The sequence below is a fragment of the Kribbella sp. NPDC000426 genome, from assembly GCF_040300265.1.
Lineage (GTDB): Bacteria > Actinomycetota > Actinomycetes > Propionibacteriales > Kribbellaceae > Kribbella.
In genome coordinates this window covers 16,779-29,687 of sequence record NZ_JBEPDK010000009.1, presented here as the reverse complement: position 1 = coordinate 29,687, position 12,909 = coordinate 16,779, and the positions used below count along the sequence as shown (strand labels likewise).

At 68.8% G+C, this 12,909-nt stretch carries 9 protein-coding genes; 2 read left to right on the top strand and 7 right to left on the bottom strand.

Going from position 1 to position 12,909, the window contains the following annotated elements; all coding sequences use genetic code 11:
• Positions 1-3: 3 nt before the first annotated feature.
• Entirely contained in the window at positions 4-2,154 is a 2,151-nt protein-coding gene (locus tag ABT313_RS37210; protein WP_350863925.1) for a transglycosylase domain-containing protein, read from the top strand.
• 3 nt (positions 2,155-2,157) lie between these two features.
• On the opposite strand, the gene ABT313_RS37205 is transcribed toward ABT313_RS37210, so the two are convergent.
• Positions 2,158-4,080: a primary-amine oxidase gene (locus ABT313_RS37205; RefSeq protein ID WP_350863922.1), complete on the bottom strand. Its 1,923-nt coding sequence runs from the start codon at positions 4,078-4,080 to the stop codon at positions 2,158-2,160.
• Between the two features lie 76 nt (positions 4,081-4,156).
• Between ABT313_RS37205 and ABT313_RS37200 the strand changes: the two genes are divergently transcribed.
• Positions 4,157-5,602, top strand: coding sequence for a gamma-aminobutyraldehyde dehydrogenase (locus ABT313_RS37200; RefSeq protein ID WP_350863919.1), 1,446 nt, complete (start codon positions 4,157-4,159; stop codon positions 5,600-5,602).
• Here ABT313_RS37200 and lysA read toward each other — a convergent pair.
• The 6 genes from lysA to ABT313_RS37170 all read right to left on the bottom strand — a co-directional run bounded on the left by lysA (position 5,599) and on the right by ABT313_RS37170 (position 12,902).
• Positions 5,599-6,846 carry a diaminopimelate decarboxylase gene (gene lysA, locus ABT313_RS37195; protein WP_350863916.1) on the bottom strand — a complete coding sequence of 416 codons (1,248 nt, stop codon included), beginning with the start codon at positions 6,844-6,846 and terminating at the stop codon, positions 5,599-5,601. The genes ABT313_RS37200 and lysA overlap by 4 nt on opposite strands.
• Positions 6,843-8,198, bottom strand: a complete 1,356-nt coding sequence (locus tag ABT313_RS37190; RefSeq protein ID WP_350863913.1) for a pyridoxal phosphate-dependent decarboxylase family protein — start codon at positions 8,196-8,198, stop codon at positions 6,843-6,845. Before ABT313_RS37190 ends, lysA begins: the two co-directional genes overlap by 4 nt.
• Before the next feature lie 3 nt (positions 8,199-8,201).
• A complete protein-coding gene (locus ABT313_RS37185) occupies positions 8,202-9,122 on the bottom strand; it encodes a universal stress protein (protein WP_350863910.1) in 921 nt (306 codons plus the stop codon).
• A complete protein-coding gene (locus ABT313_RS37180; protein WP_350863908.1) occupies positions 9,119-10,573 on the bottom strand; it encodes an amino acid permease in 1,455 nt (484 codons plus the stop codon). The genes ABT313_RS37185 and ABT313_RS37180 overlap by 4 nt, the downstream gene beginning before the upstream one ends.
• A 91-nt stretch (positions 10,574-10,664) precedes the next feature.
• Entirely contained in the window at positions 10,665-11,690 is a 1,026-nt protein-coding gene (gene speB / locus ABT313_RS37175) for an agmatinase (protein ID WP_350863906.1), read from the bottom strand.
• Between the two features lie 24 nt (positions 11,691-11,714).
• Positions 11,715-12,902: a serine hydrolase domain-containing protein gene (locus ABT313_RS37170; RefSeq protein WP_350863903.1), complete on the bottom strand. Its 1,188-nt coding sequence runs from the start codon at positions 12,900-12,902 to the stop codon at positions 11,715-11,717.
• Positions 12,903-12,909: the final 7 nt, after the last annotated feature.

Here is a 12,909-nt window from a genome sequence, read left to right as displayed (position 1 = left end):
GTTATGCGTGCCGGCAGGGGCGGTCGCAATTGGGCTCGGTCGTTGATCACGTTCATCGGCGTGAGCGTGCTGTCGGGCGCGCTGGCGGCGGGCCTCGCGGTGCCGTTCGCCGGGTTCGCCGGGCGCGGATCGGCTGAGGTCGCGGCATCTGTCGAGAACCTGCCCAAGGAGCTCACGATCGATCCGGTGGCCGTCCGCAGCCGCATCCTGGCCGCGGACGGCACGCTGATCGCCACGCTGTACGAGCAGAACCGGGTCCCGGTCCCGCTCAGCTCGGTCAGTCCGATCATGCGCAAGGCGATCGTCGCGATCGAGGACTCGCGGTTCTACGACCACGGCGCGCTCGACCTGAAGGGCACGCTGCGCGCGATGCTGCGCAACCAGACCGAGGGCGAGGTGCAGCAGGGCGGGTCGAGCATCACCCAGCAGTACGTGAAGATGAGCCTGGTCGAGAAGGCCCGGACCGCGGCCGAGCGGACGGCGGCGACCGCGGTCACGTACGAGCGCAAGCTGACCGAGTTGCGGTACGCGATCGCGGTCGAGGACCAGCTGTCCAAGGACGAGATCCTCGAGCGGTACCTGAACCTGGCGAACTTCGGCGACGGCTCGTACGGCGTCCAGGCGGCCGCCCAGCACTACTTCCGGACCACGGCCGACAAACTCACGCTCGCGCAGGCGGCGCTGCTGGCCGGCCTGGTGAAGAACCCGACCGGGTACGACCCGACCAACGACCTGACCCGTTCGAAGGCGCGCCGCGACGTGGTGATCAAGCGCATGCTCGAACTCGGCGTGATCACGGTCCACCAGGCCAACCAGGCGCTGCGGACGCCGGTGATCGACCTCGCCACGGTCGAGCCGGTGCCGAACGGCTGCGCCAACTCGCGGTACCCGTTCTACTGCGACTACGTGGTCGCGAAGCTGCTGACCAACCCGGCGCTCGGCGCGACCCCCAAGGACCGCGACCACTACCTGAAGACCGGCGGCCTGCTGATCCGGACCTCGATCGACCCGCGGATCCAGGCGGCCGCGCAGGCCTCGATCGACAAGCACAGCAAGTACACCGACTCCTCGGCCGCGGCGATCACGATCGTGGAGCCGGGAACCGGGCTGGTCAAGGCGATGGTGCAGAGCAAGCCGTACGGCAACGGCCGCAACCACACGAACTACAACTACAACGTCGAGAAGTCGTACGCCGGCGGGTTCGGCGGGTTCCAGAACGGCTCGACGATGAAGGCGTTCACGATCGCGGCGGCCCTGTCCAAGGGCATCCCGATGGACTACCGGATCAACTCGCCCGAGCAGATCGACCTGCGGAACAAGAAGTTCAAGACGTGTACCGGGTTCACCCGCGACCCGACGTACCAGCCGAAGAACTCGACGCACAGCGGCGACCTGACCATGGTCGAGGCGGCCCGGTTCTCCACCAACACCTACTTCCTGCAGTTGTCGCAGCGGACCGGCCTGTGCCCGATCGCGAAGATCGCGGCCAAGCTCGGGATGTACAACGGCCAGACCGGCCAGCCGCTCGACCAGGTGGCGTCGATGACACTGGGCGTGGGGTACGTGACGCCGCTGATGCTGTCGAACGCGTACGCGACGTTCGCAGCCCGCGGGAAGTACTGCAAGCCGCTGGTCGTCACCTCGATCCGGGACAACTCCGGGAAGCTGATCCCCGGGCCGGCCTTCGAGTGCAAGCAGGTGCTGCCGCGCGCGGTGGCGGACGGGGTCAACCGGGTCCTCAGCCAGGTGATGATGCCGGGCGGCACCGGCGGCCGCCTGCGCTTCGGCACCCGCGACATGGCTGGCAAGACCGGCACGATCCAGCAGAACCTGGCCGTCTGGTTCGCCGGCTACACGCCGAACCTGGCCGCTGCGGCGGTCGTCGCGGACGCGAGCCTGCCGTACACGAACCTGATGTTCCACCACACGCTGAACGGCGAGGACATCGCCGACCCGACCGGCTCCGGGACGGCGGGCCCGCTCTGGGAGAGCGCCATGCAGAGCGCGATCCGCGGCCTCCCGGTGGAGCGCTTCGTGAACCCGCCGAAGAAGATGATCGGCGATCCGAACCCGAAGCCGCCCGACGCGGGCAAGAAGCCCGGCGACAAGCCGCCCAAGCCGACTCCCCGGCCGAACACGCAGGCGCCCGGCTGACCCTCACTCGTGCCGGCAGACCTCCCCGTCCGCGGTCATCGACGGCGGTACGTCGATCGACGGGTTCTGGTCGAAGAAACCGAACGGTTTGAGCCAGAACGCGATCGTGTCGGCGGGCATCACCGGCCAGTCCTCGACCCGGGTGATGTGGTGGATGCCGAAGACGTACCAGAGCACCAGGTCTGTGTTCTCCAGCGATTCGTCGTCGGCGATCCACCGGCTCATGCCGTCGTCGGTGGTGGACTGGGTCGGGTAGTCGCCGGCCGGCCAGCGCTCCTCCTCGTGATGCCTGGTCACCCACAGCGTGTGGCCGATCACCGGCGCGCGCAGGAACTGCGGCGTACCCGGATCCATCAGCGGCGGGATCGACGCGCTCGGGACGAGTTTGTACGCCGGGTGCGTGCCGAGCGCGTTCACCCGGTTCGGGTTCATGACCTTCCAGGATCGTTGGGTGGACCAATTGAAGTCGCGGGCGGCCTCGGACTCGGAGCGGATCGGCGTCGCCTCGGTGACCACGGCCAGCCCGTACGGGTTGCTGTCCGACACCGGCAGCGCGCGCGAGTCGACCTCGTACGCCGTGTTCCCGTCGCCGTCCACGTCGAGGTCGAGCCGCGCGACCAGGAAGTGCTGGTGGAACGGCGCGTACGTCTGCTTGTCGACCACGGTCCCCGTCGGCGGCGGCGCACCGTCCGCGGCGAACGGCGTGGTCACCATCAGCCCGGTGGCCCGGACCTCGCACTCGATGTTGCCGTCCTGGTAGAAGCGCCAGTACACGAGGTACTCGTAGTTCGCGACCGTCACGTGGCACGACACGACCAGGCGGCGCATCCGGCGGACCTCGGCGCCGTTGGTGTGGTCGACGTGCTTCCACAGGACGGCGTTGTCCTCCTCGTGCAGGCAGATCGCGTTCTTGATCGTGTACGGCTCGCCGCGGGTGTCGTGCAGTACGGCGTCCAGGTAGCGGATCTCGCCCAAGCAGTCGCACCCGAGCTCGAGCGACGTGGTCATGAACCCGAGGCCCCATTCGCCGATGTCGAAGGCGGTCCGCCGGTAGTGGTCGAACGAGGCGTCGCGGTACGGGACCATCAGCTCGGCGAACGACATCCGGTAGGCGATGTCGCGCCCGCCGTACCCGACCTGGTAGATCACCGGGCCCTCACGGTGGTTGAACCCGAGCCGCAGGTTCCAGTTCTGCCAGCGCAGCTCGGTGCCGTCGAGCGTGAACGAGACGCCTTCGGGCTGGGTGATGTGCAGCGGCTTGAGGTCGGTACGCAGCGTCCCGGTCCACGGCCCGGGGGCGTACTCCGCGTTCACCTCGGGCTGGCCGTGATCGTGGTCGTTCTCCAGTTCGAGCAGCTCGAGCGTGTTCATGTCGACGACGACCTTGAGCCCGGAGACCGGGTGTGCGTAGGCGTTGCTCTCGGGTGTGTCGCGGTACCAGATGTCGCACCACCCGAGCCGGCGGTCGCGGTACTTGTCCGGCATCAGCGCCTTCCCGTACGTCCAGACCTCGATCAGCACCAGCGACAGGTCGGTGATGCCGCGCGCGGCGAGCGCGGCGACGACCTCCGGGTGGGCCCGCATCGCCTCGTCGACGTCGTGGTACTCGTCGGTGGTGAAGTTCGGCGTCACGTCGGGAACGTGCGTCCAGGACACCACCCGGTCGCCGGTCAGGTCGACGACCGCCTCCCAGGTCTGGTTGTCGGCCCGGTTCCACAGCACGGCGAACGCGGCCCGCGGTACGGCGTCACCCGGCTGCCAGGCCTTTACGGCGGCCTTGTCCGGCTCGAGCAGCTCGATCCCGGCGAACCGCCAGGACCCGCCGAGCTCCTCGTCGCGGCGCAGGATCGCCGCCGTCTGCCGGAACTCGTGCTCGGCCAGCGGCTCGAGCGGATGCGTCGCCTGATGAGTCGCCTGATGAGTCATGGCCTTCTCCTCGTCAGTGGGTGAGCCTAGATTGAGGGAACGGGGACCGGTCGTCTGCTGCAAAGGGGTGGGGTTCATGCCGGACAAGAAGGTCTTCCACAACGTCATTGACGGCAAGGTGCAGGCCGCCGCCTCGGGGGCGATGATGGACATCGTCAACCCGTCGACCGGCGAGGTGTATGCCTCGGCGCCGAACTCCGACGAGCACGACGTCGACCAGGCCTTCACGGCCGCTGCGACCGCGTTCGAGAGCTGGCGCTGGTCGACGCCGAGCGAGCGGCAGCACGCGTTGCTCAAGCTCGCCGACGTGATCGAGGCCGGCGCCGAGGAGCTGATCGCGATCGAGACCGAGAACACCGGCAAGCCGGTGGGGCTGACCCGGTCCGAGGAGATCCCGCCGATGGTCGACCAGATCCGGTTCTTCGCCGGCGCCGCCCGGGTGCTGGAGGGCAAGTCGGCCGGCGAGTACATGCGCGGGTTCACCTCGTCGATCCGCCGCGAACCGGTCGGACCGGTCGCGCAGGTCGCGCCCTGGAACTACCCGATGATGATGTCGGTCTGGAAGTTCGCCCCTGCTTTGGCGGCCGGCAACACGGTGGTCCTGAAGCCGTCCGACACGACGCCCGCTTCGTCGTACTGGATGGTCGAGAAGATGCAGGAGATCTTTCCGCCGGGCGTCTGCAACCTGGTCTGCGGCGATCGTGACACCGGTGCCGCGCTGACCAAACACAAGGTTCCGCAGCTGGTCTCGATCACCGGCTCCACCCGTGCCGGCATGGCCGTCGCGATGGCGGCCGCGGCCGACGTCAAGCGGGCCCACCTCGAGCTCGGCGGCAAGGCCCCGGTCGTCGTGTTCGACGACGCCGACGTAGCGGCCGCGATCGAAGGCATCTCGGTCGGCGGCCTGTTCAACGGCGGCCAGGACTGTACGGCGGCCACCCGGGTGCTCGTGCAGCAAGGGATCTACGACGAGTTCGTCAGTGCTTTGACCGAGGCGGCGCAGGCGACGCGGACCGGGTACGACCCCGACGACGAGGACATCCTGTACGGGCCGATCAACAACGCCAACCAGCTCGGGCACGTGGCCGGCCTGGTCGACCGGGCGCCGGACCACGCGCGGGTGACCACCGGCGGCCACCGCGTCGGCGACCGCGGGTACTTCTACGAGCCGACGATCGTCGCCGACCTGCAGCAGGACGACGAGCTGATCCGGACCGAGATCTTCGGACCGGTGCTGACCGTGCAGAAGTTCGCCGACGAGGACGAAGGGCTGCGGCTGGCGAACGACAGCGAGTACGGCCTGGCTTCCTCGGTCTGGACGACCAACGTCACCACCGCGGCCCGGATGTCGGCCCGGCTCGACTTCGGCTGCGTGTGGATCAACACCCACATCCCGCTGATCGCCGAGATGCCGCACGGCGGGTTCAAGCACTCCGGTTACGGCAAGGACCTGTCGATGTACGGTCTCGAGGACTACACGCGGATCAAGCACGTCATGCTCCATCACGGCTTCGAGGGTTAGTCCACATCTCGTGCCATGAGGTCGTCCCACGTCTCCCGCCGTACGACGAGACGTGGGACGCCGTCGTTCGCGAAGACGACCGGGATCCGGCGGTTGCCGTTGTAGTTGTTCGCCATCGTGTAGCAGTACGCCCCGGTCGCGGGGATCGCGAGCAGGTCGCCGACCTTGGGGTCCGCCAGCGGTACGCCGTCGACCAGGACGTCGCCGCTCTCGCAGTGCCGGCCGACCACGGTCACCTGCTCGGCCGCGCCGTCGAACCGGCCCACGATGCCCGCCTCGAACCGCTGGTCGAACAAGGCGACCTCCAGGTTGTCGCCCATCCCGCCGTCGACCGCGACGAACGTGATCGCGCCGCGTTTCACCGTGGTGACGCGGTAGATCGTGGTCGCCGCCGTACAGACCATGCTGCGTCCGGGTTCGATGATCAGCTGGGCGGCGGCGGGCAGGTGCTGCTTCGCCGCGCCGATCAGCGCGTCGAGGTACGCCGCCACGCTCGGCGGCTGGTCCGCCCAGGTGTACCGCGCGCCCAGGCCGCCGCCGAGGTCGTAGATCTCGAACTCGCCGAGCCGGGCCACCGGCGCGACGGATTCCGCGAACGGCTCGGCGTCGAGGATCTGGGAACCGACGTGGACGTGCAGACCGCGCATCCGCAGCCGAGGGCTGTGCTCGATCCGCTGGATCAGCTTCGCCGCGTCCGCCGGGGCGAGGCCGAACTTCGAGCCCTCGTGTCCGGTCAGCACATGCGCGTGCGTGTCCGCGGTGACGCCCGGGATGATCCGTACGAGTACGTCCTGCGGGCGGCCGGTCGCCTCCAGCCGGTCCACGTCGTCGGCGTTGTCCACCACGACCAGGCCGATACCGTGCTCGACCGCGAGCGCGATCTCCTCGTCGCTCTTGGCGTTGCCGTGCAGCACGATCAGGGCCGGATCGACGCCGGCCTTGAGCGCGGTCAGGATCTCGCCGCCGCCCGCGACGTCCAGCCCGAGTCCTTCCTCGACCATCACGCGCTGGATCGCCGTACAGGGAAAGGCCTTGGACGCGAAGACGACCCGCGAGTTCGGCCAGCGGGCGACGAGCTCGTCGCGGTACTCGCGGGCGCGGGCCCGCAGTGCCTGCTCGGCGACGACGAGGACCGGCGTACCGAACTCGGCCGCGAGGTCGTCCGCGCGGCAGCCGCCGACGACAACGCTGCCGTCGGCATCGAGCCGGCTACCGGCCGGGAAGAGCTCGAGCAGGTCGCTCATGGCTTCGTCCGGGCCAGCACGTCGCGGACCAGGTCCAAGGTGGTGTCGGGATGCAGGAACGCGAACCGGCCGATGGTCTCGCCCTCCCACTTGCTGGGCGGGATGAACGCGACCTCGTCCTCGTGCAGCTGCCGCGCCCACTCGTCGTAGTCCTTGCCCGTCCAGCCGATCCGGCGGAACAGGACGACACCGAGGTCGGGCTCGCGGATCAGTTCCAGGTGCTCCGTCGACCTGATCAGCGCGGCCGTCTCCCGCGCCAGCGCCGCCGCCTTCTCGATCGCCTCCCGGTACGCGTCCACGCCGTACACCGCGAGTGAGAACCACAGCGGCAGACCGCGCGCGCGGCGGGTCAGGTGGTAGGCGTAGTCGGTCGGGTTCCATTCACCGTCGGACACATGGATGACATCCAGGTACGACGCGTCCTGGGTATGCGTGGCGCGCGCGAGCTCGGGCTCGCGATAGATCACCGCACAGCAGTCGAACGGCGTGAAGAGCCACTTGTGCGGGTCCAGGATGAACGAGTCGGCCTGCTCGATGCCGTCGTACTTCGGGCGGAGCGAGCGGGCGAAGATGCCGGACCCGCCGTACGCGCCGTCGACGTGGAACCACCAGCCGCGCTCGTGGGCGAACGCGCCGCAGCCGGCCAGGTCGTCGATGATGCCGGCGTTGGTGGTGCCCGACGTACACACCAGCGCGGCGACGTCCGACGTGTCGGGGTCGGCCTCGACGGCGGCCCGGACCGTCTCGGCGGTCAGTCGGTGGTCCGGTGTGTCGACGACGAGTGCGTCCATCTCCAGCAGACGAAGGGTGTTGACGATCGACGAGTGTGCGTCGGTGCCGACGACGACACGCAGCCTGCGATCGCTGCCCAGCCGTTTCTTCGCGGTTTCGCGGGCGACCGCGAGCGAGGAGAGGTTGCCGGCCGATCCGCCGGAGACGAAACAGCCGCCTGCGCCCGCGGGCAGTCCGGCCTCGTCGGCGATCAGTCGCAGGACGGTGTTCTCGGCCGCGATCGCGCCCGACGCCTCGAGCCAGGAGATGCCCTGGATCGAGGCGCAGGAGACGAGCATGTCGAACAGCAGGCTGGCCTTGGTCGGCGCGGCCGGAATGAACCCGAGGAAGCGCGGGCTGTCGGCCGAGATCACGCTCGGCGCGATCACCGACGAGTAGACGCCGAGTACCTCGTCCGGCTGCCGCGGCGCGTCCCGGATCAGCCCGTCGAGCCGTTCGTACAGCTCGTGCGCGGGCATCGTCGACCTGTCCAGCGGGACCGGGTTCATCCGCAGCCGGTTCTCGGCGTACGCGAGGACGCTGCGCACCATCTGCTCGGTGGTTTGGTCGACCTCGTGCATGGTTCAGTCCTCTGCAGCTTGTTCGGCCAGTTCCTCTGCGCGGCGGCGGGGGATCACCAGCACCGGGACAGGGGAGTGCCGCAGGATCTTCGTGGCCCGCGACCCCAGGAAGACCCGGGCGACCGGTCCGAGCTCGCTCGATCCGACCACCAGGACGTCGCCTGCCTCCCAACCGATCTCGTCGATCGCCTCCGACCATGTCGTACCGGACCCGATCACGGTCTCGACGGTGCGTGGATGCTCGGGCAGGTCCTGCACCTGCGCGAGCGTGGCGTTCACCGTCTTGTCGAGCTCGGACCGCCACTCCTGCATCACCAGGTCCTCGGAGTCGGTGCCCAGCCTGGTCGTGTAGGCCGGCCGGGCCCAGACCGCGAACGTTGCTATCCGCAACGATGCGTTGACGTCGGCGCTGACGGAGGCGGCCGCCAGGACCAGGTCCTCGGCGGTCTCGGTGCCGCCGAAGGCCGCCGTCACCCGGGACACCTTGCGGTCCCCGGGGCAGCGGAAGCCGCGGGTGGCCAGCGCGAGCGAGACGTGCGAACTGTGCAGCAGCCGGTCGGTGACGCTGCCCAGCGCGATATGCCCGAACACGCCGGCCGACGACGAGCCGAGCACGATCAGCCGGGCGTCGTTCTGCTCGGCCATCTCTAGCAGTCCGGCCGGCGCCGACCGGGCGCTGTGCCGGACGTACGTCGCGGGGACGTCGGCCGGCAGGAAGCTCCGGGCCCGCTCCAGCGCCTGGTCCGCGCTCTGCGTCAGGAAGTCCTGGTACTCCGCGTCCACCCGCGCCATCCCAGGCACCCACGGCGCGGGCACGACGCTGCACACGATCAGGTCGTCGCCTGCCGACCGGGCCAGCATGCCCGCGAGGTGCAGGGCCGCCTTCCCGCGCTCGTCCGAGGCGTAGCCGACGATCATCGTCATGGCTGCGGTCCGTCCTCGTCGTGGATCAGTCCGACGTGCTCGTGCCTGCCGAGATGCGAGTGTTTGAAGCCGTATGCGAAGTACCAGATCAACGCCACCGCGAGCCAGATCAGGAAGACCAGGATCGTCACCACCCGCAGGTCCTTGATGATCCAGAGACAGCCCGCGATCGACAGGATCGGCGTGACCGGATAGCCCGGAACCTTGAAGCCACGTGGCAGTTCGGGGTGCGTGCGGCGCAGGACCATCACGCCGATCGAGACCACCAGGAAGGCGACCAGCGTGCCGATGCTGGTCATCTCGGCGAGGAAGTTGATCGGGATCAGCCCGGCCAGCAGCGCGATCAGCACGGCGACGATCAGCGTGTTCGGCACCGGGGTGTGCGTACGCGGGTTCACCCGGTGGAACAGCTCCGGGATCATGCCGTCGCGGGCCATCGCGAACAGGATGCGGGTCTGCCCGTAGATCACGATCAGCGTGACGCTGAAGATCGAGATCACCGCGCCCGCGGCCAGGACTGTGGCCGGCCAGGACGATCCGGTCACCTTCTCCAGGATCGCCGACAGCCCGGCCTCCTGGTCCTGGAACTGGTCCGCCGGCTGGGCCGCGACCGCGACCAGCGTGACCAGGATGTAGAGTCCGGTGACCGTGACGAGCGCGATCAAGATTGCCAGCGGCATCGTTCGCCGCGGGTTCTTGACTTCCTCACCGGCGGTCGACACGGCGTCCAGTCCGATGTAGGAGAAGAAGATGATGCCGGCCGCCGAGGTGATTCCGGTGATACCGAACGGCGCGAAGTCCGACAGGTTGTTGGAGTTCCAGCCCTTCAGCCCGAGCACGACGAACAGCAGCAGGACGCCGATCTTGATACACACCATGACGGCGTTGGTCTTGGCCGACTCGCTCGCGCCGCGGATCAGCAGCAGCGTGCACAGCCCGACCAGGATGATCGCGGGCAGGTTGAATATCCCGCCCTGCTCGGGCGCCTGCGAGATCTTGTCCGGAATCGTGAAGCCGAAGATGTTGTCGAACAACTCGTTCAGGTACTGCGACCAGCCGACCGCGACCGCGGCGGCCGACACGCCGTACTCCAGCAGCAGACACGCGGCCACGCCGATCGCGGGCAGCTCACCCAGCGTCGCGTAGGCGTAGGAGTACGACGAACCCGACACCGGGACCGCACTGGCCAGCTCGGCGTAGCAGATCGCGGTCAGTCCGGCGACCACACCCGCGATCACGAACGACCAGATCACTGCCGGCCCGGCGACCGGCACCGCCTGTGCGAGAACGAAGAAGATACCGGTGCCGATGGTGGCGCCGATACCGAACATGGACAGCTGGAACAGCCCGATCGTCCGGACCAGCTCGCTCTTGCCGGTGTCGGAACCGGTCTCCTGCGACATCTCCGGAACCGGTTTGCGACGGAACAGTTGCTGCACGGTCATCGCCATGATGCCTCCCCTCGATGGAGGTGCCCGCCCGTCCCCGCCACCTGCCATCCTCTTCGGAGTGTGGCACTCGGCTACCGGTGCTGGGAACAGGTCAGACCGACTTTGGTCGGTCACCTAACAAAGGCTGCGCGGGATCCCACCGGGTCCCGTCCCGTTCGTCCTGGCGCTTGCGGGCGATCGCCGACACCGCCTCCAGGACGACGCGATTGGCCAGCGCGGCGGTGATGTCGGCGTGGTCGTACGGCGGGCTGACCTCGACCACGTCCATCCCGGCAACGGGCAGTTCGAGGCAGATCCGCCGGACGGCGTCGAGCAACTGCCGCGCGGACAGACCGCCGGGCTCCGGGGTGCCGGTGCCGGGCGCGTGGCCGGGGTCGCAGACGTCGATGTCGACCGACAGGAACACGCCGTCGCACTCGTCGGTGGCGATCGTGAACGCCTCGGTCAGGCACTCGTCCAGCCCGCGGTGCACGATCTCGGTCATCTCGTAGGAGCGCATGTTCTGCTGCGCCATCCAGTCGAGCGTGTCCGGTGGCGGCCAGTAACCGCGCAGGCCGATCTGCAGGAACCTGTCGCCGCGCAGCGCGCCGGACTCGATCAGCCGGCGCATCGGTTGCCCATGGCCCCACAACGAGCCGAACTCGATGTCGCCGGTGTCGGCGTGTGCGTCGAAGTGCAGCATCGACACCCGGCCGTGGCCGAGCACGTTCGCGACGCCCTTCGCGTCCGGGAACGCGATCGAGTGGTCGCCGCCGAGCACGATCGGGATCGCGCCCGAGCGGGTCACCTTCTCGACGGCCGCCTCGAGCGCGGGCAGCGCGACCTCGATGTCACCGGAGTACATCTCCACGTCGCCGGCGTCGACCACGTTCAGGTCGACCAGGCCGTCGGTACGCAACGCCAGGCTCGGCCGGGAGCCGTCGTGGCCGAGGTAGTCGCGCATCCGGATCGCCATCGGGCCGAAGCGGGCCCCTGGGCGGTGCGACGTACCGCCGTCGAAGGGCGCGCCGAGGATCACCACCTGGGCGTCCGCGTACGACGCCGGGTCGTCGAGATCGCAGACCGGGACGCCGAGGAACGTGAAGTCCGGGCCGAACTGCTGACCGTAGCGGCTCATCTTCGGAGTTTCGCACCCGAACAATCAGCCGTCCAGGGCCGCGCCGATCGCTCCGAACGTGCGCAGCGTGTCGATCAGGTACGACGTGTTCTGCGGGTCCGGCCAGCTCGACAGCTTCACGCCGACGGTCCGGGTCTCGCGGTGGACGTAGACCATCTGACCGTGAATCCCCAAGCAGACAAGGGCTGTGCCACGATGGTTGGGCACGAACCAGAACTGGTTGCGGTACCAGCCGCCCGGGAGGACGGGCTCGTTGTCCGTGCCCGCGAACGCGCCGCGTACGTCGGCGGGCGGGTGCCACGCGTCGTCGAGCCAGCCGGGCGGGACGATGTGCCCGTCGAGGAGCAGCTGCCCGAAGCGGGCGACGTCCCGTGCGACCGCGGAGATGCCGCCATCGTGGACCGCCGTACCGACCGGGTCACAGGTGATGTCCGCGGAGCTCTCGGCGCCCATCGGGATCCAGACCAGCCGCGAGACCAGGTCGGCCATCCGTGTCCCGGTCGCGCGCTCGCACACCCAGCCGAGCAGGTCGGTGTCGGCGGACCGGTACGTGAACTGGCCGCCGTGTTCGGACGCCGTACCCAGAGTGGTCAGGTAGTTGTACGTGCCGACCGGATCGCCTTCCTGCGGAGGCCGCCAGCCCATCGAGCGCTCCATCACGCGTACCTCGGCGTCGGCGGCCTGGTAGGTCTCCCGGAAGGCCACGCCGGTCCGCATGTCCAGCACGTTCCGGACGGTCGCACCGCCGTACCCGGTGCCCTCCACCTCGGGCACGTACTTCGCCACCGGAGCCTCTGGGTCGATGACGCCGCGCTGTACGAGGATGCCCGCGACGCAGCCGACGATCGACTTGCTCACCGACATCAGCAGGTGCGGAGTGTGCGGTGTCATGCCGGACAGGTACTGCTCGTCGACGATGGTGCCGTTGTGCAGGACGAGGAGGGCGTCGGTCCAGGTGTCGGCCCAGACGTCGTCGGCGGTCGCCGTACTGCCGTCGAGACGGTTGACGGGTGTCGTGCAGACGGACGGGTCGAGTGCGGACAGGAGCGGACGCACGTACTCCGGGTCACCAGGGATCACGTGTGTCGGCATCAGTTCGCGCATGTGCCGGAAGGCCCAGCGGACGTTCGGTGCATCCTGCCAGCCGGACAGATCGACGAGTGTCTCGTCCGACGGCGGGAAGCCGGTCATCCGGTCGTCGGTGGTCGCCATGCGACTA

What these genes read in the sequence shown, in the direction of transcription:
- ABT313_RS37205 (WP_350863922.1), bottom strand. Translation starts at nt 4,080, where the DNA reads ATGACTCATCAGGCGACTCATCAGGCGACGCATCCGCTCGAGCCGCTG.
- ABT313_RS37180 (WP_350863908.1), bottom strand. Translation starts at nt 10,573, where the DNA reads ATGGCGATGACCGTGCAGCAACTGTTCCGTCGCAAACCGGTTCCGGAG.
- ABT313_RS37185 (WP_350863910.1), bottom strand. Translation starts at nt 9,122, where the DNA reads ATGACGATGATCGTCGGCTACGCCTCGGACGAGCGCGGGAAGGCGGCC.
- ABT313_RS37190 (WP_350863913.1), bottom strand. Translation starts at nt 8,198, where the DNA reads ATGCACGAGGTCGACCAAACCACCGAGCAGATGGTGCGCAGCGTCCTC.
- ABT313_RS37210 (WP_350863925.1), top strand. Translation starts at nt 4, where the DNA reads ATGCGTGCCGGCAGGGGCGGTCGCAATTGGGCTCGGTCGTTGATCACG.
- lysA (WP_350863916.1), bottom strand. Translation starts at nt 6,846, where the DNA reads ATGAGCGACCTGCTCGAGCTCTTCCCGGCCGGTAGCCGGCTCGATGCC.
- ABT313_RS37200 (WP_350863919.1), top strand. Translation starts at nt 4,157, where the DNA reads ATGCCGGACAAGAAGGTCTTCCACAACGTCATTGACGGCAAGGTGCAG.
- speB (WP_350863906.1), bottom strand. Translation starts at nt 11,690, where the DNA reads ATGAGCCGCTACGGTCAGCAGTTCGGCCCGGACTTCACGTTCCTCGGC.
- ABT313_RS37170 (WP_350863903.1), bottom strand. Translation starts at nt 12,902, where the DNA reads ATGGCGACCACCGACGACCGGATGACCGGCTTCCCGCCGTCGGACGAG.